This is a genomic window from Streptomyces sp. NPDC005799 (genome assembly GCF_040630525.1).
In the GTDB taxonomy this organism is placed as follows: Bacteria; Actinomycetota; Actinomycetes; order Streptomycetales; family Streptomycetaceae; genus Streptomyces; species Streptomyces griseorubiginosus_B.
The window spans coordinates 46,881-66,449 of the sequence record NZ_JBEXXQ010000049.1 but is presented as its reverse complement, the minus strand read 5'-3'; the positions used below and the strand labels follow the sequence as shown (position 1 = coordinate 66,449).

The window sequence follows — 19,569 nt, the reverse complement described above, 5'->3', positions numbered from 1 at the left end:
TCCAACATTGCCGTTGGACACCGAAAACACTAGCGCGCCCTCGCGCGCCCAGTCCCGTATCCCGGGCAAGAACCACCCGCACGCGCGGCCGCGCTCCGGCGTCGTCCACGACAATGCCCGCCACACCGAGAACTTCACGGTGATCGGCAACCACCTCGCCCAGCACCCGGAGCTGTCGTTGCTCGCCATCGGGCTGGCGACCTACATCCAGTCGGTACGCCAGGGCACCTCCGTCGACATCAAGACCCTCGCCAACCGCTTCCCCGAGGGCCCCACCCGCATCGCCGCCGCCCTGCGCGAACTCGAAGCCCACGGCTACCTCAGCCGTACCCGCGAACGCACGCCCACCGGCCACGTCGTCACCCGCACGGTCTCCCGCAACCGGCCCGGACACCGGACCAGCACCCCCACCGAGAACTCCAGCGGGCCCGCCCGCCGCCCGGCCCCGGACAAACCCCCTCCGCGCAAGAAGCGCCTCCCGGCCGTGCCGCAGCCCGGATACACCTCCCCCGCCCTCCTCCAGGCAGCCATCGACGTCCTCGCCGGCCTACGCCGCCGCGACCCCCGTCTCCTCCTCTCCGCCACCGACGCCGAACACCTCGCTCCCGGCGTCGCCGCCTGGCTGGAACGCGACCTCACCCCCACCGCCGTACGCCACGCCCTGAGCGAGAACCTCCCGAACGAACCCCTGATCCGCCCGGCCGCCTTCCTGGCCCACCGTCTTACCGCCCAGTTGCCACCACTGCCCCCGGCACGGCCCCCGGTCCCACCTTCCCCGGAGCCCAGACACCCCCTCCGGTGTTGCACCGGCTGCGGCACGCCCTTCCGCGCCCCCGAACCCGGCCGCTGCCGCGACTGCCGAGCCGACCTGAAGGAGCCCGTGTGACCATGCGAGCCCTCGCCCCGTCCGGCCCGGATACCCTGGCAGGGGTACTCCTGGAGGACACCATGAGCACACTGGCCGACCACGGGCGCGAGCTGATCCCCCGCCCCGAGCAGACCCCTGACGCCCTGCGCGCGGCCCTCGCCGTCGTGGCTCCAGCGCGCCTGGAGGAGATGCAGGCCACGAAGGACGAGGCATTCGCCAAGGCCGTGGAGTGGGAGTCTCTGAGTCCCGTACAGAGCTGGGTCCTCCTTTGGTCCCGGGACATCGAGATCGCCCGCCGCCCCGAGCTGGCCGCCCGCTTCGAGCGCGCGCAGAGCACGCTGGAAGACGAGGATCCCGCGGTCGCACGGGAGGCTCTGCGGGAGCTGACCGCCGTACTGGACGAGGCCATGAAGGCAGTGCGCGGTTGAGCTGGAAGTGGGAGTACGCCTTCGGAGCGGAGGAAGCCGCCCGTACCGCGCCCGCCGACTTCTCGCCAGGGTGGCAAGCAAGGCTGACGAGCTGGTCAGAGCCGCCGAGGCGGTCCACATCCACGGACGGGCCGACCAGGGCGTCGACCCGAAGGGCGGCGATGCCATCGTCCCGGGCGGAATGTTCACGTATCAGGTCGTCGTGCGCAGCGAGCGCGTGTACATCGTCCAGATCACCCACTTGGGGTTCTGAGGCCGGGCGCTGGCGGGGAGCTATTCCTGCCGCACCACGAAGCCCGTCACCTCTCGCATGCGCACACCCGTCCCCCGTGGCTTCAGGTCTCCGGTCACCGCCACTTCCAACCCATGCCTCCAGGCATCAGTGGCTCTGTCGATGTCCTCGGGACGAAGCTCCACTCGAACGCGTCGCTGACGTTGAGGGTCCTCGTGAAGGAGAGAGCCGTAGATCGTCGCCTCACGCGGGTTCACATCCCGGTGGAGTTTGGTGACCACACCGTGTAGGACCGCTCCCTCCTCCCGGCCGAGCCGCTCCCGCAGGTCCTGGGCGACCGCCTCCAGCGCCTCCGTTTGGCGAGGGTTGAACACTGAATCCTGCCGAAGCTTACGTGCTGGCTTGTGGCTTCGTGCTTCACGATGCCGCCATGGGCGAGGCGGCTTATGGGACGAGTCTGCCTGCGGCGCTGGGCGAGGAGCGGTGGCGTGATCTCCTGTCCGTGGCCTACTACCGTCAGGAGGGATGCTGGCCCGATCAGGATCAGCTCGACTCGCCACCTGCCGGGATCGCCGACGCGTGCCGAGCCACCGCGATCCGTGAATCACACGCTGAGCAGGCGCGCCGACTGGTGGACCAGTCCTGGCGGTCCAGTACCGGCAACGAGATTTATCTCATCGAGGACGTCCAGTTGCGCGAGGCGTACGGTCCGCTGATCGGCAGTCTGGCGGCCAGCCACTGGTGGCCGGTGGACCGGCTCGCCGACGAGTTCCGACGTGAGTGGGGCTCATGGCCTTGGCAACCACGCGACTGGACCATCGACCGGCTCAAGCTGGCCTGCATCCTGCGGCTCGCCGACATAACCCAGATCGACAGCCGCCGGGCACCTACCCTGCTGTTCGCGCTGCGCGAGCCGCAGGGCGTCTCTCGCGAGCACTGGCGCTTCCAGGAGCACGTCAGCCGCCCGGACCGCAACGGTGACCGGGTCACCTACACCTCACACCGGCCTTTTCTCCCAAGCGACGCTCCCTCTTGGTGGCTGGCCCTCGACTACCTGCGCGACATCGACTGGGAGCTGAAAACTGTCGACGCTCTCCTGCACGACCTTGGCCGGGACCGGCTCGCAGTGCGGGCGGTCGCTGGAGTCGACTCCCCCGAGCGCTTCGCCGAGCATTTTCGGGTGCAGGATTGGCGCCCCATCGACGCAACCATCAAGGTTTCCGACATCCCGGGGCTGGTCCGAAGCCTGGGTGGCGAGCAGTTGTACGGCGATGAGCCCGAGGTCGCGCTACGGGAGCTGATCCAAAACGCCCAGGACGCCGTGCTGGCACGCCGGGCGCTACAGCGCGGCTTCTCCGACGGGCGCATCGAGATACGGCTGCACCAAGCCGATGGCTCCTGGCACCTGGAGGTCCGTGACAACGGCGTGGGCATGGACGAGGAGACGCTCATCCATGGACTGCTCGACTTCGGCAGCAGCGGCTGGACTTCACCCACCGTCCGTAACCAACTGCCGGGACTCGCCGACGGTGGCTTCGCACCCAGCGGCCGGTTCGGCATCGGCTTCTTCTCCGTCTTTCTCCTCGGCAACCGGGTGGAGGTCATCACTCGCCGCTACGATGCCGCGAGCCGCGACGCCCGCCGTCTCACCTTCGATGGCCCCTCCCGTCGTCCACTGCTCACTCCTTTCCCCACCCAGGGCTGGGTCCCTGAGGGAACCACTGTTCGAGTCACCCTGAGCAAGTCACCCAACGACGTCAAAGGCCTCTTCCACGGAACCGTTGACGAACGGCTCTCCGAACTCGCCCAGCGGCTTGTCCTAGAGAACGCGGTCCCGATCCACACCTGGGAACCTGGTTCGACGGCGCCCGAGATCCTCACCCCGTTTTCGCTCGCCACAGGAGCGGCAGAGGAAGTTTTCGACCGCCTGTATCCCCCGCAGACCCACGGTCGCCGCATCGCGGAGGAGAAGCAACGCCTCCAGCTCCGTGACGATTTCGTCGGACAGGCCACAGAGTTGGTGGACGAACGGGGACGACGCACCGGCCTGGCCACACTCGGCAACGATCTTTATTACGCAGGACGGGGCAACTACCGAGGAATCGTCACCGTCAACGGGCTCCTTGCCGACGAGTCGATCTGCTTCGCGGGATACCTCGCCGGTCAGCCGAGCCGAGCCTCCCGGGACCACGCCGCTCTCGTTGCGACACAGGATGAGATGCGCCACTGGATGCGCAGCCAGGAACAACGCCTCCGCAGCACCGGACGCTTCGGGGACCCAGTTCAGCTGGAACAGGCCTACACCCTGTACGGCGCTTTCAACGGAATCTCAGACGACGTCGCCTTCGCCATCACGGCACAGGGCCTATTACGCCCGGCGGACGCTGCCCACTGGGTCGCCCAGCGCAACGAGGTGTTCATGGCCTTCGGTCTCCCCCTCGCAGTGCGAAGTCGGCCTCCGGAGGTCTATCACTATCTGTCCGGGCAGGGCGTTCAGCTGCCCGAGAACTGGGTCCTCACTTACAACAGAGTTGCCGACGCTCCTCTGTCCGAGGTCTTCCCACCGGTCATGAACCGCGACCCCGACTTCGAGTTCGCCCGCCACCACACCACGCCGACGTGGCAGAAGATGTGGTGGCGGATGTCCGGAAGCCTTGACGGACTCTTTCTGCGCGCTCTGTGCGAGGCCTGGTCGTGTACTCCCCAGTCCGTGCTCGCGCCGGTCGAACAGCGCCACTGGTCCGACGTTCGCCACCTGGACGATGAGAGCCTTGGCACCGTTCCCGGCTACCTGCTCCACCGGCCCGCGCCTACGACATCCCCGTGATCGGCTGCTCCGCGCGTCAGGACAGCACGCCCGCCCCCGTCGTCGACGTCAGTTCCGTCAGCAGGTTCTTGGCCGAGGACTCCAGGCCCGCCGTAAGGGTCGGCGTCCAGTTGACCGTGGTCTTGATCTTCTTCGAGTTCGCGGCGTTGTACGCGGCGACCAGGTCGGTCGTCGTGCCGTTGACGACGTTGCCGCTGCCCTTGATCGAGCCGGTGCCGTCGCCGCTGAGGAGCTTGGAGATCTTCTGGCCCGCGGGGATCCGCCAGTAGTTGTTCTGGGCCACGACCTGGGCCTCCGCCCGGGAGTTGATGCTGTACTGCAGGGCGTAGCCGTTCAGCGTGGCCGTTTCGTAGACGTTGTTGTAGATGTGGATCTGGCCGAGGCGGGACAGCGGCGCGCGCTGGACGATGCCCTTCCAGACGTTGTGGTGGATGCTCACCCGCAGCTTGCCGGTGCTGTCGCTGTCGCTCGCGCCGATCAGCATGGTCTTGTCGTGGTTGGTGAACTGATTGCGCTCGACGGTCACCAGGTCGGAGCCCTTGGTGATGTCCAGGGCCCCGTCGTGGACCTGGTACTCACGGCCGTAGTACTTGGGGTTGGCACCGTCGAAGTGCCCGGCGTCCGTGAAGGTGTTGTGGTCCGCCCAGACATGGGTGGCGCCGCGCAGGGTGACCGAGTCGTACTGCGAGTTCCAGTTGCCGCTGGAGCCGTCCGTCGGATCCCACTGCGGGAAGCAGTCCTCGGTGTGGGAGAAGGTCAGGTTGCGGACGATGACGTTGTCGACCTTCTGGATCTGCAGCATCCCGCCGGTGATGCCGGCCCTGGTGCCGGGCACGCCGACGATCGTGGTGTTGGCGGGCACCTTGAAGACGATGTTCGCGGCCTGCTTCTTCTGCGCGGCGGCCCGCGCCCTCTCCTGCGTGCCGGAGGGCAGCTTGGAGCGGCCGTAGGTGGCGGGGTCGTACGCCTTCAGGTACGACGCCAGTGAATATCCGGTGCCGGCCGCGTAGTTCGCGCAGGTCAGCTTCTTTCCGGACGCGTCGTTGTTCGCGTCGATCGTCCCCTTGACCTTGATGATCCGCGGGGCGGTGTCCGACACCGAGCCGAGCGCCTTCACCAGCTGGGCGCGGGTGGAGACGGTGAAGGTGTGCGCGGAGTCGGCCTTCGCGCCGCCGGTCGTGCCGGAACCGGAGGACGCCCAGCCGTCCTTGGCGGCGAGCGTCCGGTGGTACAGGTCGACGGTGGTCGTCCCGGCGTTCGCGTTCATCACGAGCACACCGGCACCGACCCCGGCGGCCACGACGGCGGCGGAGACGACGAGGGTGCGCCGCCTGCGGAGGGACCGGCGGTGGGAGACAGAGGCCACGAGGAGTTCCTTACGAGCGGTCGAGAGACATGTGCGGTTCGTGGAACACCCGTGAAAGGCGCTTCCGCTATCAAGTAGCCGCCGGGAGCAAGGAAGTTGCCGTGGCGGATCGCCTTCCTTTCCCCACCGGATCCCCACCCGCTTCCCATGCGTGGCCCATGCACTCCACGGCCGCGTTCCGTACCGGCCGGCACGTCTCGGCGTCGATCACCTTCAGCCGCAGCGCGAGCGGGATGCCCGGCTGCCCCTCCGTGACGTCCTGCCGGATCTTGTCGGCGTCGATGTAGTACGGCCCCTCGACCAGCTCGGAGGTGAGGGTGTAGCAGGCGTCGTCCTCCCGGTCGGAGGCCTCCGCGCCCGCCGTGAAGGCCCCGCCCACCCCGATCGCGGTCACGGCCACCCCGCCGGCCGCGAGGACCGTACGGCGGGCCACCTTCCTTCTCTCTTGCGGTGTCTGAGTGTCTGTCATGGCCAGCGACCGTAGGCGTGGGACGCCTGGCAAAAACATCGGAAAGAGCTGTGATTCAAGGGACTCATGCGAAAGGGCTCGAAACCGACGTCGGTTTCGAGCCCTTCGGTCCGCTGGGTTACTTCGGCTGCGGCTTGCGCACCTGAAGGTGCAGTTCCCTCAGCCGGGCCTCCTCCAGCTCCGTCGGCGCGCCCATCATCAGGTCCTGGGCGTTGCCGTTGAGCGGGAAGGCGATGGTCTCGCGGATGTTGGGCTCGTCGGCCAGCAGCATCACGATGCGGTCGACGCCGGGGGCGATACCGCCGTGCGGCGGGGCGCCGAAGCGGAAGGCGCGCAGCATGCCGGCGAACTTCTCCTCGACGGTCTCCCGGTCGTACCCGGCGATCTCGAAGGCCTTGAGCATGATGTCCGGCTCATGGTTCCGGATCGCGCCGGAGGACAGCTCGACACCGTTGCAGACGATGTCGTACTGCCAGCCCAGGATGTCCAGCGGGTCCTGGTTCTCCAGGGCCTCGAGCCCGCCCTGCGGCATGGAGAAGGGGTTGTGCGAGAAGTCGATCCCGCCGGTCTCCTCGTCCTTCTCGTACATCGGGAAGTCGACGATCCAGCAGAAGCGGAAGACGTTCTCCTCGAAGTGCCCGGCGCGCTTGGCGGCCTCGACCCGCACCGCGCCCATGATCTTCGAGACCTCGTCGAACTCGCCCGCGCCGAAGAACACCGCGTGCCCGGCGGCCAGCGACAGCCGCTTGGTCAGCTCGGCGACGTTCTCCTCGGTGAGGAACTTCGCGATCGGGCCGGTGAGCGAGCCGTCCTCGGCGACCCGCACCCAGGCCAGGCCCTTGGCGCCCAGCGAGACGGCGAAGTCACCGAGCTGGTCGAAGAACTTGCGCGGCTGTTCCTGCACGGCCGGCACCGGCAACGCCCGCACGTGCTTGCCGGCGAACGCCTTGAACTCCGAGCCCTCGAAGACATCGGTGATGTCGACGAGCTCCAGCTGGGCCCGCAGGTCCGGCTTGTCGGAGCCGTACTTCAGCATCGCCTCGCGGAACGGGATCCGCGGGAAGGGGGAGGTGACATGGCGGCCGCCGCCGAACTCCTCGAACAGCTCGGTCATCAGCTGCTCGATCGGCCGGAAGACGTCCTCCTGCTCGACGAAGCTCATCTCGACGTCGAGCTGGTAGAACTCGCCCGGCGAGCGGTCGGCGCGGGCGTCCTCGTCCCGGAAGCAGGGCGCGATCTGGAAGTAGCGGTCGAAGCCCGAGATCATCAGCAGCTGCTTGAACTGCTGCGGCGCCTGCGGCAGGGCATAGAACTTGCCCGGGTGCAGCCGGGAGGGGACCACGAAGTCACGGGCACCCTCGGGGGAGGTCGCCGACAGGATCGGGGTCGCCATCTCGTTGAAGCCGAGCGCCGTCATCTTGTGCCGGATCGCCGAGATGACCGCCGTACGCAGCATGATGTTGCGGTGCATGCGCTCGCGTCGCAGGTCCAGGAAGCGGTACTCCAGACGCCGCTCCTCGTTGACCCCGTCCTCGGCGTTGATGGTGAAGGGGAGCGGGGCGGCCGCGCCGAGCAGCTCGACCTCGCCGACCTCGACCTCGACCTCACCGGTCGGCAGCTCCGGGTTGACGTTCTCGGCGCCGCGGGAGACGACCTTGCCGTCGACGCGGACCGTCGACTCCTTGGTCACCTTGTCCAGTGCCTCGTAGGCCGGGGTGCCCGGGCGGGCGACGAGCTGCGTGATGCCGTAGTGGTCGCGCAGATCGATGAAGAGGATGCCGCCCAGGTCGCGCCGATTGTGCAGCCAGCCACTCAGCCGGACGTCGGTGCCGACGTCAGAGGCGCGGAGCTCGCCGCAGGTGTGGGACCTGTACCGATGCATCGTCGTTCATCCAGTCTTCGCGGATAGGGGGCCGTGTTTCACGTGAAACACCACCCAAGCGTACCGGGCACCGTAAGATCAGCTCCCCACCATTGAGGGCGGTCGTCCTGCGACGTCCAACCGCTCGGTTCCGGGCATCAAACCGCACGAACTGTCGATGATCGGTGGCACGCCTCGATCACCTCTTCATAAAGTGGGGCAATGCGCACTGGCGAGCCTCTGCCGCCCGTGGGGGAGGTTCTCGCCACCCTCGCGACCGGCCTGTGGCACTGGGACACCGCCACCGAGCTGGTCACGGTCGACTCCGAGGCGGCACGGCTGCTTGGCCTGCCCGCCGTACAGACCACCCTCACCGAGGCCCAGGCCCGGTCCCGGCTGCACCCGGTCGACTGGAACGAGATCATCAGCGTGGTCGGTCTCGCCGTCGCCGAGCGCACCCTCGCCGAGGTCCGCATCCGGATCATGGACGAGCACGGCCGGGTGATCCGCGTGGTCCGCTCCCGCTCCAAGCCGTCGTACGACAAGGAGCGACAGGCCTTCCAGCTGATCGGCACCCTCCAGGAGGTGACCGAACCGACGCCCGGCACACCGGCCGGGCGCAGTGCCGTCACGGGCGACTGGCGGCGCTCCCGGGAGGCGTTCCTGCTGGACGCGGGCCGGGCGCTGGCCGAGGCGCGCTCGACCGCGGAGGTGCTGCGGGTCGCGGCGGGGCTGTCGATGCCGGGATTCTCCCCGGACGGGCTCGCGGTGTTCGGCGTCGAGGGCGACCGGCTGACCATCGTCGGCCTGTACGGCTACCAGCCCGGCGACGGCGACCCGTTCTCCCCCATGCCCCTGGACACGGACCATCCGGCCGCCGAGGTCATACGCACCGGCCGTGCCGTCTATCTCTCCTCCCCCGCCGACTACAAGACCCGCTACCCGGTGATGTGGCAGCTGGTGGAGAGCTTCGGCCGCCAGTCCTGGGCCTTCCTGCCGCTGACGGTGGCCGGACGCACGATGGGCGCCTGGATGGCCTCCTTCGCCTATCCCGTCGCCTTCACCCCCGACGAACGCTCGGTGCTGACGACCGTCGCCCGGATGCTCGCCCAGGCCCTGTCCCGGGCCGGCGCCCAGGAGACCGAACGCGCTCTGACCGACGGCCTCCAGCGCTCCATGCTGCCGATGCTGGGCCCCCAGATACCGGGCATGACCGTCGCCGCCCGCTACGTCCCCACCGGCGGCGGCCTCCAGGTCGGCGGCGACTGGTACGACATGATCCCGCTGCCCAACGGCCGGTTCGCCCTGGCCATCGGCGACGTCCAGGGCCATGACGTGCGCGCGGCGGGTCTGATGGGCCAGCTCCGTATCGCCCTGCGCGCCTACGCCTCCGAGGGCCACCGCCCCGACGCGGTCCTCTCCCGCGCCTCCCGCTTCCTGCACGGCATGGCGGACAGCGACCCCGAGTCCCCCGACCTGCGCTTCGCGACGTGTCTGTACGTCGAGGCGGACCCGGTGACCGGCATCCTCGACATCGCCCGGGCGGGCCATCCCGACCCGGCGATCCGGATGGCGGACGGCACGGTACTGACCCGCCCGACGGCCGGCGGCCTCCCGCTCGGCATCGACCCGGACGCCGACTACCCCACCACCCGCATCACGCTGGAACCCGGCGAGACGATGCTGATCTGCACCGACGGCCTGATCGAGACCGGCGGTCACGACCTGGACAGCGGCTGGCAGCGCATCCGTACGATCCTCGAGGACCACAAGGGCGACCTGGAGGAACTGGCCGACGCCCTGGTCCAGGGCGTGCACGGCCCCTCTTCCCACCACACCACGGGTCCGCTCGCGGACCGGCGCGAGGACGACATAGCGGTGATGCTGCTGTGCCGCCCGGGGGAGGACGGCGGCCTCGACCACACACTCACCCCGGCGCCCACGGTCCGCCGCACGATGCTCTCCGTCGCGCAGGCCGAACCCGAACGCGTCGCGGTGGCCCGCCAGCACCTGCGTGAACTGCTCCACGACTGGCCCTCCCCGGACCAGGTCGACTCGGCGGTGCTGCTGCTGTCCGAGATGCTGACCAACGTCCTGGTGCACACGGACGCGGACGCGCTGATGCAGGCCGAGGTCCGGGGCGAGCCCGGGGGCCGCCGGATGCGCGTCGAGGTCACCGACACCAGCGACGACCTCCCGCACAAACGGCGCCCCGGCGAGATGGCCTCCTCCGGCCGCGGCCTGGTCCTCATCGAGCTCCTCGCCCAGTCCTGGGGCGTGGACCCCCGCGGCGAGGGCAAGAGCATCTGGTTCGAGCTCTACGAGGACGCGTAGCCCGCCCGCCGAGGGGGCCTTACAGGCCGCCCTCGGTCATCCCGTGCACGGCGGGAATGGTCCCCAGCCGGCCCTTCTGGAAGTCCTCGAACGCCTGCTGGAGCTCCTCGCGGGTGTTCATGACGAACGGGCCGTAGTGGGCCATGGGCTCACGGATGGGCTGTCCGCCGAGGAGCACGACCTCCAGGTCCGGCGTGTGGGAGTCCTGCTTCTCGTCCGCGCGGACGGTGAGGGAGGAACCCGCGCCGAACACCGCCGTCTGGCCCAGGTGGATCGGGCGCCGCTCGGCACCCACCGCACCCTTGCCCGCGAGCACGTACGCCAGCCCGTTGAAGTCCTCCCGCCACGGCAGGGTGATCTCCGCACCCGGCGCGAGGGTCGCGTGGATCATCGTGATCGGGGTGTGGGTGATACCGGGGCCCGCCTGACCGTCCAGCTCACCGGCGATCACCCGCAGCAGGGCGCCGCCGTCGGGGGAGGTCAGCAGCTGGACGTGGCCCCCGCGGATGTCCTGGTAGCGGGGCGTCATCATCTTGTCCTTGGCCGGGAGGTTCACCCACAGCTGCAGACCGTGGAAGAGACCGCCGGACATGACGAGGGCCTCCGGCGGGGCCTCGATGTGCAGCAGGCCGGAACCCGCGGTCATCCACTGGGTGTCGCCGTTGGTGATGGTGCCGCCGCCGCCCTGGCTGTCCTGGTGGTCGAAGATCCCGTCGATGATGTAGGTGACGGTCTCGAAGCCGCGGTGCGGATGCCAGGGGGTCCCCTTCGGCTCTCCAGGCGCGTAATCCACCTCCCCCATCTGGTCCATCATGATGAACGGGTCCAGGTGGCGGTAGTTGATCCCGGCGAACGCACGGCGCACCGGGAAGCCCTCGCCCTCGAAACCGCTGGGCGCGGTGGTGACGGCGAGTACGGGACGGGCCACGGCGTCGGCCGGGGCGACCACGCGCGGCAGGGTCAGCGGGTTCTCGACGGTCACAGCGGGCATGTCGGTACCTCCTTGTGCGGCCATTTTAGTTGAGCATTGAACTTTCTGCTACCCCACAACAGAGAGAGCCCGGAGGGCATTCCCTCCGGGCTCCCGGCTGCGCGAGCGGTTCAGCCGTACATTCTGCGCATCGCGAAGTCGACCATCTGTTCGACCGCCTTCGCGTCGAAGACCATCCGGTGCTCGCCCTCCATGTCGAGGACGAAGCCGTAGCCGGTGGGCAGGAGGTCGATGACCTCGGCCCCCGTGATCACGAAGTACTTGGACTCCTTGCCCGCGTACCGGCGCAGCTCCTTCAGCGAGGTGAACATCGGGATCACCGGCTGCTGGGTGTTGTGCAGGGCGAGGAAACCGGGGTTGTCGCCACGCGGGCAGTAGACCTTGGAGGTGGCGAAGACCTGCTGGAAGTCCTCGGCCGACATCTGCCCGGTGGTGAAGGCGCGCACCGCGTCCGCGAGCGACGGCGGCGACGGCTCGGGGTACAGCGGCGGCTGCTGGCCGTACCCGCCCGGCATCTGCTGCTGCGGCGGGACGCCGTACTGCTGCTGGGCCCCAACGTTCTGGTCGTAGCCGTACATGCACCACAGGGTACTGACCCCGCACGAGGGCTCGGTCACAGATGGCCGGATCGGGGTTGCTTCTTATTACCGACGGGTAGCATCATCGTAGCCACTTGTTGGTACGTGAACTAGCGCGAGGATCCACCAGTGCCTCGCCGATCTCTCTTACGGAGCCGTCGCCATGGGGCACTACAAGTCGAATCTCCGCGACATCGAGTTCAACCTCTTCGAAGTACTCGGACGCGACAAGCTGTACGGCACCGGACCGTTCGAGGAGATGGACACCGAGACCGCGAGGAGCATCCTCGAGGAGCTGACCCGTCTCTCGGAGAACGAGCTGGCGGAGTCCTTCGTCGACGCCGACCGCAACCCGCCGGTCTTCGATCCGGAGACCAACACCGCGCCGGTCCCGGCGTCCTTCAAGAAGAGCTACAAGGCCTTCATGGACTCCGAGTACTGGCGCCTGGGCCTGCCCGAGGAGATCGGCGGCACGACCGCCCCGCCCTCGCTGATCTGGTCGTACGCGGAGCTGATCCTCGGCGCCAACCCGGCGGTCTGGATGTACTCCTCCGGCCCGGCGTTCGCGCGCATCCTCTTCGAGGAGGGCACCGAGGAGCAGAAGAAGTGGGCGCAGATCGCGGTGGACCGCACCTGGGGCTCCACGATGGTGCTCACCGAGCCCGACGCGGGTTCCGACGTCGGCGCCGGCCGCACCAAGGCGGTGCAGCAGGAGGACGGCTCCTGGCACATCGAGGGTGTGAAGCGCTTCATCACCTCCGGTGAGCACGACATGGAGGAGAACATCCTCCACTACGTGCTGGCCCGTCCCGAGGGCGCCGGCCCCGGCACCAAGGGTCTGTCGCTCTTCCTCGTGCCGAAGTACCTGTTCGACTGGGAGACCGGCGAGCTGGGCGAGCGCAACGGCGTGTACGCCACCAACGTCGAGCACAAGATGGGCCTGAAGGCCTCCAACACCTGCGAGATGACCTTCGGCGACAAGCACCCCGCCAAGGGCTGGCTGATCGGCGACAAGCACGACGGCATCCGCCAGATGTTCCGGATCATCGAGTTCGCCCGGATGATGGTCGGCACGAAGGCCATCTCGACGCTGTCGACCGGCTACCTGAACGCCCTGGAGTACGCCAAGGAGCGCGTCCAGGGTCCGGACCTGGCGAACTTCATGGACAAGACCGCGCCGAAGGTCACCATCACCCACCACCCCGACGTGCGCCGTTCGCTGATGACGCAGAAGGCGTACGCCGAGGGCATGCGGGCGCTCGTCCTCTACACCGCCTCCATCCAGGACGCGATCGCCGTCAAGGAGGCGAACGGCGAGGACGCCAAGACCGAGCACGCGCTCAACGACCTGCTCCTGCCGATCGTGAAGGGCTACGGCTCCGAGAAGGGCTACGAGCAGCTCGCCCAGTCGCTGCAGACCTTCGGCGGCTCCGGCTTCCTGCAGGAGTACCCGATCGAGCAGTACATCCGCGACGCCAAGATCGACACCCTGTACGAGGGCACCACGGCGATCCAGGGCCAGGACTTCTTCTTCCGGAAGATCGTCCGCAACCAGGGCGCGGCGCTGAACTCCCTCGCCGAGGACATCAAGAAGTTCCTGGCGCTGGGCACCGGCGGCGAGGAGCTGGCCGGCGCCCGTGAGCACCTCGCGAAGGCGGCCGTCGAGCTGGAGGCGATCGTCGGCCTGATGCTGACCGACCTCGCGGCCACCGAGCAGGACGTCAAGAACATCTACAAGGTCGGCCTGAACACCACCCGCCTGCTGCTGGCCTCCGGTGACGTGGTCGTCGGCTACCTGCTGCTCAAGGGCGCCGCGGTCGCCGCCGAGAAGCTGGAGACCGCCTCCGCGAAGGCTGTGTCTTCTAAAGATGTGGCGTTCTACACCGGCAAGATCGCGGCGGCGAAGTTCTTCGCGGCCAACGTCCTGCCGGGCGTCACCGGCGCGCGCAAGCTCGCCGAGGGCGTCGACCTGGACCTGATGGAGCTGGACGAGGCCGCGTTCTAGTCGGGGCTCCGGTCCCGCCGGTTGTGGGTTCCGTCGTCGCCGGATCTGGGTAGCCAAAATTCCACATCGCCCTCACGAGGGCCCGCTCCCTGTACGCGGAGTGGGCCCTCGTACGTCGTTAAGGTGAACCCCATGAGCGAACCCCCCCGCTTCGACCGCGGCCACACCGACGACCTCATGTCCTTCCTGACGGCGAGCCCGTCGCCGTACCACGCGGTGGCGAGTGCCGCCGAGCGGCTGGAGAAGGCAGGGTTCCGGCAGGTCGCGGAGACGGACGCCTGGGACGGGACGAGCGGCGGCAAGTACGTGCTGCGCGGCGGCGCGATCGTGGCCTGGTACGTCCCCGAGGGCGCGGCGCCCCACACGCCGTTCCGTATCGTCGGCGCGCACACCGACTCCCCGAACCTGCGGGTCAAGCCGCTGCCCGACACGGGGGCGCACGGCTGGCGCCAGGTGGCCGTGGAGATCTACGGCGGCCCGCTGCTGAACTCCTGGCTCGACCGTGACCTGGGGCTGGCCGGCCGGCTGACCCTGCGGGACGGCTCGACCCGGCTGGTCAATGTCGACCGGCCGTTGCTGAGGGTGCCGCAGCTCGCCATCCATCTGGACCGTTCGGTGTCGGCGGAGGGCCTCAAGCTCGACAAGCAGCGCCACATGCTGCCGGTCTGGGGTCTGGGCAACGACGTGCGCGACGGCGATCTGATCGCCTTCCTGGAGGAGAGCGCGGGGCTCGCGGCGGGCGAGGTGACCGGCTGGGACCTGATGACGCACTCCGTGGAGCCGCCGGCGTACCTGGGCCGGGACAAGGAGCTTCTCGCCGGGCCGCGCATGGACAACCTGCTGTCGGTGCACGCGGGCGTGGCCGCGCTCGCCGCCGTCAGCGGCACCGACCTGCCCTGCGTCCCCGTACTGGCCGCCTTCGATCACGAGGAGAACGGCTCGCAGTCGGACACCGGGGCGGACGGACCGCTGCTCGGAAGTGTGCTGGAGCGGTCGGTGTTCGCGCGGGGCGGGTCCTTCGAGGACCGGGCGAGAGCCTTCGCGGGCACGGTGTGCCTGTCGTCCGACACGGGTCACGCGGTGCACCCCAACTACGCCGAGCGGCACGACCCGACGCACCACCCGCGGGTCAACGGCGGGCCGATCCTGAAGGTCAACGTCAACAACCGCTACGCCACCGACGGTTCGGGCCGCGCGGTGTTCGCCGCCGCCTGCGAGAAGGCGAACGTCCCCTTCCAGTCCTTCGTCTCCAACAACTCCATGCCCTGCGGCACGACCATCGGCCCGATCACCGCGGCCCGGCACGGGATCAAGACCGTCGACATCGGCGTCGCGATCCTGTCCATGCACAGCGTCCGGGAGCTGTGCGGCGCGAACGACCCTTATCTGCTGGCGAATTCGCTGGTGGCGTTCCTGGAGGGATAGTCAACCGAGCCGTGGCGCATGGGTGATGTCCGTCCGGGTACTCGGGTTCTACCGCAACGACCGGACAGGGAGGCGACACTCATGGGCCTCGGCGGGTGCATCATCCTCATCGCCGTGGGAGCCATCCTCACGTTCGCGACCGACTGGCACATGCAAGGGGTCAACCTCGACCTGGTCGGCATCATCCTGATGATCGTCGGCCTGATCGGGATCAGCACCTTCAGCGGCATCGCCCGGCGCCGGCGCGTCGTGGTACCGCCGACGACACCGGTCGTGGAGGAGGAGGTTCGCCACCGTCGTACGGACGGATACTCCGACGGATACGGCATGTGACGGACACACAGGGCAAGCAACGACAACCGTGAGCATTCCGTGATCAGGGGTGTCTTGTTGGCTTGTGTGAAAATAGTGAAGACTCCGGAGTGTTGTAGTGCCCGGGGGGTCGCACGTGCCGGGCGTGAACCATCAGCACACCCGGAGGGCTCCCCGTGCACCACCCGGCGGAGACGACCGCCGTGGCGCCCGTCCCGGGGCCACGGCCTTCGCGACGGCACGCGGCACGTCGCGCCCATGCCGCACCCGACGAACTCGACGGCCCGCTGCGGCTCGTGGTGCTGATCCCGGCCCACAACGAAGAGGACCGCATCGCCGACGCCGTCCAGGGCCTGTGGCGGCAGACCCGGCGTCCCGACCTGATCGTCGTCGTGTGCGACAACTGCACCGACGCCACGGCCGAGATCGCCGCCGCCCACGGCGCGCAGGTCTTCCACACCCAGGGCAACACCCACAAGAAGGCCGGCGCCCTCAACCAGGCCATCGCCTGGGTGCTGCCCCATCTCGAGGAACGCGACCTGCTGCTGGTCCAGGACGCGGACACCGTGCTCGACCCGTGGTTCAACGAGACCGCGATGGGCACCTTCAACCGCAAGGTCGGCGCCGTCGGCGGGGTGTTCTACGGCGAGGACGGCGGCGGCTTCCTCGGACTGCTCCAGCGCATGGAGTTCCACCGCTACGCCTGGGAACTGGAACGCTCCGGCGGCAAGGCACAGGTGCTCACCGGCACCGGCACGATGTTCCGCGCGCGGGTGCTGCGTGAGGTCCGCGCGGCCCGCCGGGCCGGGGTCATCGGCGGCGGCAACGGCTACTACAGTCTCGCCTCGCTCACCGAGGACGACGAGATGACGAAGGCCGTCAAGACCCTCGGCTACCGCGCCATGTCACCGGCCGGCTGCGCGGTCACCACCGAGGTCATGCCGACCCTGGGCAAGCTGTGGCACCAACGGCTGCGCTGGCAGCGGGGCGCACTGGAGAACCTGCGCGACTACGGCTGGACCCGGGTCACCGCGCGCTACTTCATGCAGCAGTTCATGATGGGCTTCGGCGCCCTGTGCTTCCTGGTCTATCTGACCTACATGGTCACCTACACGACGCTGTACGGCTGGCCCGGCTTCTCCCCGTTCTGGACGGCGATCGGGCTGCTCTTCGTGGTCGAGAAGACGGTCTCCGTACGGCGCGCCGGGCCTCGAGCGGTGCTGGTCGCCGCGCTGATGGTCCCCGAGATGCTCTACGACCTCTTCCAGCACGCCGTCTACTTCACCTCGCTGTGGGGGCTGGTGCGCCGCAGCGAGGAGAAGTGGGTGGCGACCTGACACCCCCTTGACCCACCCCCCGCGAACCAACCCCCGCACACCGCTAGGAGAAGCACGACATGTACGGAAGAGTGATCGGCGCCGGGACCACGGGCGCCGGCGGCGCCACCCTGGCCGCCACGGGCATGTGGATGAACAGCATGGCGCTGCTCGTCACGGCCACCACCCTGATGGCCGCAGGGGTGGCCCTGTTCAAGCTGGCGCCGCGCACGCGCCGCCGCTGACCCCGGTCAGCCGGCCGAATCGTCCATTCCGGCCAGTACCAACGGCAGCCGGTCCGCCCCGCCTTCGGTGAGGCGGACCGGAACCCCCCAGTCCTGCTGGTGGACATGGCAGGCCGGGTAGGGGTTGTCCGTGTCGTCGTCGCAGGACGCGGCCATCGCGGAGACGTGCAGGACTCCTTCCGCGATCCCGGGGGCGAGCTCCAGGGTGCGGGAGAGGTCGGTGCCGGCGCCCTCGCCCTTCAGCAGGAGCCCGGGGGGCGTCGACGACACCAGCAGGCGGGTCGAGGGGCCGTACCGGGTGTCCAGTTTCTGGCCCGCGGGAGCCTGGAAGATCACGTCCAACAGGAGCCTGCCGGGGGCGACTTCGGTGGCGGCTCGCCGCGTGCGGTGGGCCACCGACTCCACCCGGACCGCCTCCTCCGGCAGACGCAGCCGGGTCAGCCTGTGCCGCGCCGACTCGACCACCACGATGTCCTCGCCCACCAGCACCGCGTCGCTCGGTTCGCGCAGGTCGGTCGCGAGGGTGGTGACCTCGCCGGTCGAGGGGTCGTAGCGGCGCAGGGCGTGGTTGTAGGTGTCGCTCACGGCCACCGAGCCGTCGGGGAGGGCCGTCACGCCCAGCGGGTGCTGGAACAGGGCCTGTCCGGCCGGGCCGTCGCGGTGACCGAAGTCGAACAGGCCCGTGCCGACGGCGGTGCGGACCGTGCCGTCGAGGTCCACCCAGCGCAGGGCCGAGGTCTCGGAGTCGGCCAGCCAGAGCCGGTCGGCGGTCGCCGCGAGTCCGGAGGGCTGGGCGAACCAGGCCTCGGAGCCCGGGCCGTCGACCAGCCCCTCGTTGGTGGTGCCGGCCGTGACGGCGACCGTCCCTCCCCCAGAGCCGAACGCCTGGGCGGTGCCCCCAGCCGGGTCGTACGCCCACAGCTGGTGGACGCCGGCCATGGCGATCCAGACCTTGCCGCCGAAGAGGGCCACGTCCCACGGGGAGGAGAGGTCGATCTCGCGCGCCGGACCCGACGTGGGCGAGCCCTGCCACCACTGGCGTCCGGTGCCGGCGAGCGTGGTGACCTCGCCGGTGGCGAGGTCGAGGCGGCGCAGGGCGTGGTTGACGGTGTCGGCGACGACGACCGCGGCCTCGTCGAGGAGGGCGAGGCCCTGCGGCTCGTTGAAGGCCGCCGCCTCCGCCGAACCGTCGGCGAACCCGCGCGCACCGGAGCCGATGCGGCGCACCACCGTCTCCCCGTCCGCCGCCAGCTCCACCAGCTGGTGCCGGGTGGTGTCGCTGACCAGGAAGGTGCCGCCCGGCAGGACCAGCGCCTTGCCCGGGAAGCGCAGGGTGGTCGGCTCCGGCTCCGGCGCCACGTACGGCCCGTCGCCGCGCCGCAGCGTCCCCTTCGCCTCGTGCTCCGCCTCCAGCTCCGTCACCAGCCGCTCGATCGCGTGCACATGCCCCTCACCGGCGTGCTGCGCGACGACGTACCCCTCGGGGTCGATCACCACCAGCGTGGGCCAGGCCCGCACCGCGTACTGCTTCCAGGTCGCGAGTTCCGGATCGTCCAGCACCGGATGCGCCACCCCGTACCGCTCCACGGCGTCGGCCACCGCCGCGTGCTCGGCCTCGTGCGTGAACTTCGGAGAGTGCACCCCGATCACGACGACGGTGTCGGCGTGCTTCTCCTCCAGCTCCCGCAGCTCGTCGAGGACGTGCAGACAGTTCACGCAACAAAATGTCCAGAAGTCGAGTACGACGATGCGTCCACGCAGGTCGGACAAGGTGTACTGCTGGTCGCCCGTGTTCAGCCAGCCGCCCTTGCCCACCAGCTCGGGGGCTCGGACGCGGACGCGTCGGGGAGGGGAGTCGGTCATGGCTCAAGAGTGCCACCCGCCACTGACAGTCACGAAAGCGCGTGGCCCGTCGTCGCGTCCACGTGGTCGGGGATCTCCTCGTGGTGGTCGCCGACCGTGAGGGTGCCGGTGGGTTCGAGCATCAGGATCTCCGCGGGGATCGGGGCGTAGGGCTTGTGGTGGGTGCCGCGGGGGACCGTGAAGACGGAGCCCCTGGGGAGGACGACCGTGCGTTCGCCGGAGGGTTCGCGCAGGGCGATGCGGAGTTCGCCGTCCAGGACCAGGAAGAACTCGTCGGTGTGGTCGTGGACGTGCCAGACGTGCTCGCCCTCGACCTTGGCGACGCGGACGTCGTAGTCGTTGACGGCGGTGACGATGCGCGGGCTCCAGCGGTCCGTGAAGGACGCGAGGGCGGCGGACAGGGAGATGGGTTCCGTGGTCATGGGTCCATCGTGGGGGTGGGCCGGGAC

General features: G+C 69.1%; 16 protein-coding genes and 1 pseudogene. 10 read left to right on the top strand and 7 right to left on the bottom strand.

The window, feature by feature from the left end; all coding sequences use genetic code 11:
* Nucleotides 1-13 precede the first annotated feature (13 nt).
* The 4 genes from ABZ453_RS37230 to ABZ453_RS37215 all read left to right on the top strand — a co-directional run bounded on the left by ABZ453_RS37230 (nt 14) and on the right by ABZ453_RS37215 (nt 4,355).
* Complete coding sequence (locus tag ABZ453_RS37230) at nt 14-886, top strand: helix-turn-helix domain-containing protein (RefSeq protein WP_359022213.1); 873 nt, start codon at nt 14-16, stop codon at nt 884-886.
* A gap of 62 nt (nt 887-948) precedes the next feature.
* Complete coding sequence (locus ABZ453_RS37225; RefSeq protein ID WP_359022246.1) at nt 949-1,296, top strand: hypothetical protein; 348 nt, start codon at nt 949-951, stop codon at nt 1,294-1,296.
* Between the two features lie 70 nt (nt 1,297-1,366).
* On the top strand, nt 1,367-1,549 hold the full coding sequence (locus tag ABZ453_RS37220) for a hypothetical protein (RefSeq protein WP_359022211.1): 183 nt from the start codon (nt 1,367-1,369) through the stop codon (nt 1,547-1,549).
* A gap of 409 nt (nt 1,550-1,958) precedes the next feature.
* Complete coding sequence (locus ABZ453_RS37215) at nt 1,959-4,355, top strand: ATP-binding protein (RefSeq protein WP_359022209.1); 2,397 nt, start codon at nt 1,959-1,961, stop codon at nt 4,353-4,355.
* 16 nt (nt 4,356-4,371) lie between these two features.
* Here the strand turns inward: ABZ453_RS37215 and ABZ453_RS37210 are convergent, their stop codons facing one another.
* The 3 genes and pseudogenes from ABZ453_RS37210 to aspS form a co-directional block, all read right to left on the bottom strand.
* Nucleotides 4,372-5,721: a polysaccharide lyase family 1 protein gene (locus ABZ453_RS37210; protein WP_359022207.1), complete on the bottom strand. Its 1,350-nt coding sequence runs from the start codon at nt 5,719-5,721 to the stop codon at nt 4,372-4,374.
* 163 nt (nt 5,722-5,884) lie between these two features.
* Nucleotides 5,885-6,190: pseudogene (locus tag ABZ453_RS37205) on the bottom strand (dioxygenase); the annotation flags it as partial.
* Nucleotides 6,191-6,308: 118 nt separating this feature from the next.
* Entirely contained in the window at nt 6,309-8,072 is a 1,764-nt protein-coding gene (gene aspS, locus ABZ453_RS37200; RefSeq protein WP_359022205.1) for an aspartate--tRNA ligase, read from the bottom strand.
* A gap of 201 nt (nt 8,073-8,273) precedes the next feature.
* Here aspS and ABZ453_RS37195 point away from each other — a divergent pair, with 201 nt between their 5' ends.
* Nucleotides 8,274-10,385 carry a SpoIIE family protein phosphatase gene (locus tag ABZ453_RS37195; RefSeq protein ID WP_359022203.1) on the top strand — a complete coding sequence of 704 codons (2,112 nt, stop codon included), beginning with the start codon at nt 8,274-8,276 and terminating at the stop codon, nt 10,383-10,385.
* Nucleotides 10,386-10,404: 19 nt separating this feature from the next.
* Here the strand turns inward: ABZ453_RS37195 and ABZ453_RS37190 are convergent, their stop codons facing one another.
* On the bottom strand, nt 10,405-11,376 hold the full coding sequence (locus tag ABZ453_RS37190) for a pirin family protein (RefSeq protein WP_359022201.1): 972 nt from the start codon (nt 11,374-11,376) through the stop codon (nt 10,405-10,407).
* A 110-nt stretch (nt 11,377-11,486) separates the two neighbouring features.
* On the bottom strand, nt 11,487-11,954 hold the full coding sequence (locus ABZ453_RS37185; RefSeq protein ID WP_133044023.1) for an SseB family protein: 468 nt from the start codon (nt 11,952-11,954) through the stop codon (nt 11,487-11,489).
* 163 nt (nt 11,955-12,117) lie between these two features.
* Here ABZ453_RS37185 and ABZ453_RS37180 point away from each other — a divergent pair, with 163 nt between their 5' ends.
* The 5 genes from ABZ453_RS37180 to ABZ453_RS37160 all read left to right on the top strand — a co-directional run bounded on the left by ABZ453_RS37180 (nt 12,118) and on the right by ABZ453_RS37160 (nt 17,257).
* On the top strand, nt 12,118-13,959 hold the full coding sequence (locus ABZ453_RS37180; RefSeq protein ID WP_359022199.1) for an acyl-CoA dehydrogenase: 1,842 nt from the start codon (nt 12,118-12,120) through the stop codon (nt 13,957-13,959).
* A gap of 132 nt (nt 13,960-14,091) precedes the next feature.
* Nucleotides 14,092-15,384, top strand: a complete 1,293-nt coding sequence (locus ABZ453_RS37175; RefSeq protein WP_208781849.1) for a M18 family aminopeptidase — start codon at nt 14,092-14,094, stop codon at nt 15,382-15,384.
* A gap of 81 nt (nt 15,385-15,465) precedes the next feature.
* Nucleotides 15,466-15,717 (top strand): DUF6458 family protein, encoded by a 252-nt coding sequence (locus tag ABZ453_RS37170; protein WP_133044020.1) that lies wholly within the window; start codon nt 15,466-15,468, stop codon nt 15,715-15,717.
* A 155-nt stretch (nt 15,718-15,872) separates the two neighbouring features.
* A complete protein-coding gene (locus ABZ453_RS37165; RefSeq protein ID WP_359022196.1) occupies nt 15,873-17,033 on the top strand; it encodes a glycosyltransferase family 2 protein in 1,161 nt (386 codons plus the stop codon).
* A 59-nt stretch (nt 17,034-17,092) separates the two neighbouring features.
* A complete protein-coding gene (locus tag ABZ453_RS37160) occupies nt 17,093-17,257 on the top strand; it encodes a hypothetical protein (protein ID WP_356769957.1) in 165 nt (54 codons plus the stop codon).
* A gap of 6 nt (nt 17,258-17,263) precedes the next feature.
* On the opposite strand, the gene ABZ453_RS37155 is transcribed toward ABZ453_RS37160, so the two are convergent.
* Entirely contained in the window at nt 17,264-19,120 is a 1,857-nt protein-coding gene (locus tag ABZ453_RS37155) for an NHL domain-containing thioredoxin family protein (protein ID WP_359022194.1), read from the bottom strand.
* A 29-nt stretch (nt 19,121-19,149) separates the two neighbouring features.
* Complete coding sequence (locus ABZ453_RS37150; RefSeq protein WP_359022192.1) at nt 19,150-19,542, bottom strand: cupin domain-containing protein; 393 nt, start codon at nt 19,540-19,542, stop codon at nt 19,150-19,152.
* Between the last annotated feature and the right edge of the window lie 27 nt (nt 19,543-19,569).

Coding starts and splice junctions, on each gene's coding strand:
- ABZ453_RS37190 (WP_359022201.1), bottom strand. CDS start 11,376: ATGCCCGCTGTGACCGTCGAGAACCCGCTGACCCTGCCGCGCGTGGTC.
- ABZ453_RS37160 (WP_356769957.1), top strand. CDS start 17,093: ATGTACGGAAGAGTGATCGGCGCCGGGACCACGGGCGCCGGCGGCGCC.
- ABZ453_RS37195 (WP_359022203.1), top strand. CDS start 8,274: ATGCGCACTGGCGAGCCTCTGCCGCCCGTGGGGGAGGTTCTCGCCACC.
- ABZ453_RS37170 (WP_133044020.1), top strand. CDS start 15,466: ATGGGCCTCGGCGGGTGCATCATCCTCATCGCCGTGGGAGCCATCCTC.
- ABZ453_RS37225 (WP_359022246.1), top strand. CDS start 949: ATGAGCACACTGGCCGACCACGGGCGCGAGCTGATCCCCCGCCCCGAG.
- ABZ453_RS37180 (WP_359022199.1), top strand. CDS start 12,118: ATGGGGCACTACAAGTCGAATCTCCGCGACATCGAGTTCAACCTCTTC.
- ABZ453_RS37150 (WP_359022192.1), bottom strand. CDS start 19,542: ATGACCACGGAACCCATCTCCCTGTCCGCCGCCCTCGCGTCCTTCACG.
- ABZ453_RS37175 (WP_208781849.1), top strand. CDS start 14,092: ATGAGCGAACCCCCCCGCTTCGACCGCGGCCACACCGACGACCTCATG.
- ABZ453_RS37155 (WP_359022194.1), bottom strand. CDS start 19,120: ATGACCGACTCCCCTCCCCGACGCGTCCGCGTCCGAGCCCCCGAGCTG.
- aspS (WP_359022205.1), bottom strand. CDS start 8,072: ATGCATCGGTACAGGTCCCACACCTGCGGCGAGCTCCGCGCCTCTGAC.
- ABZ453_RS37215 (WP_359022209.1), top strand. CDS start 1,959: ATGGGCGAGGCGGCTTATGGGACGAGTCTGCCTGCGGCGCTGGGCGAG.
- ABZ453_RS37185 (WP_133044023.1), bottom strand. CDS start 11,954: ATGTACGGCTACGACCAGAACGTTGGGGCCCAGCAGCAGTACGGCGTC.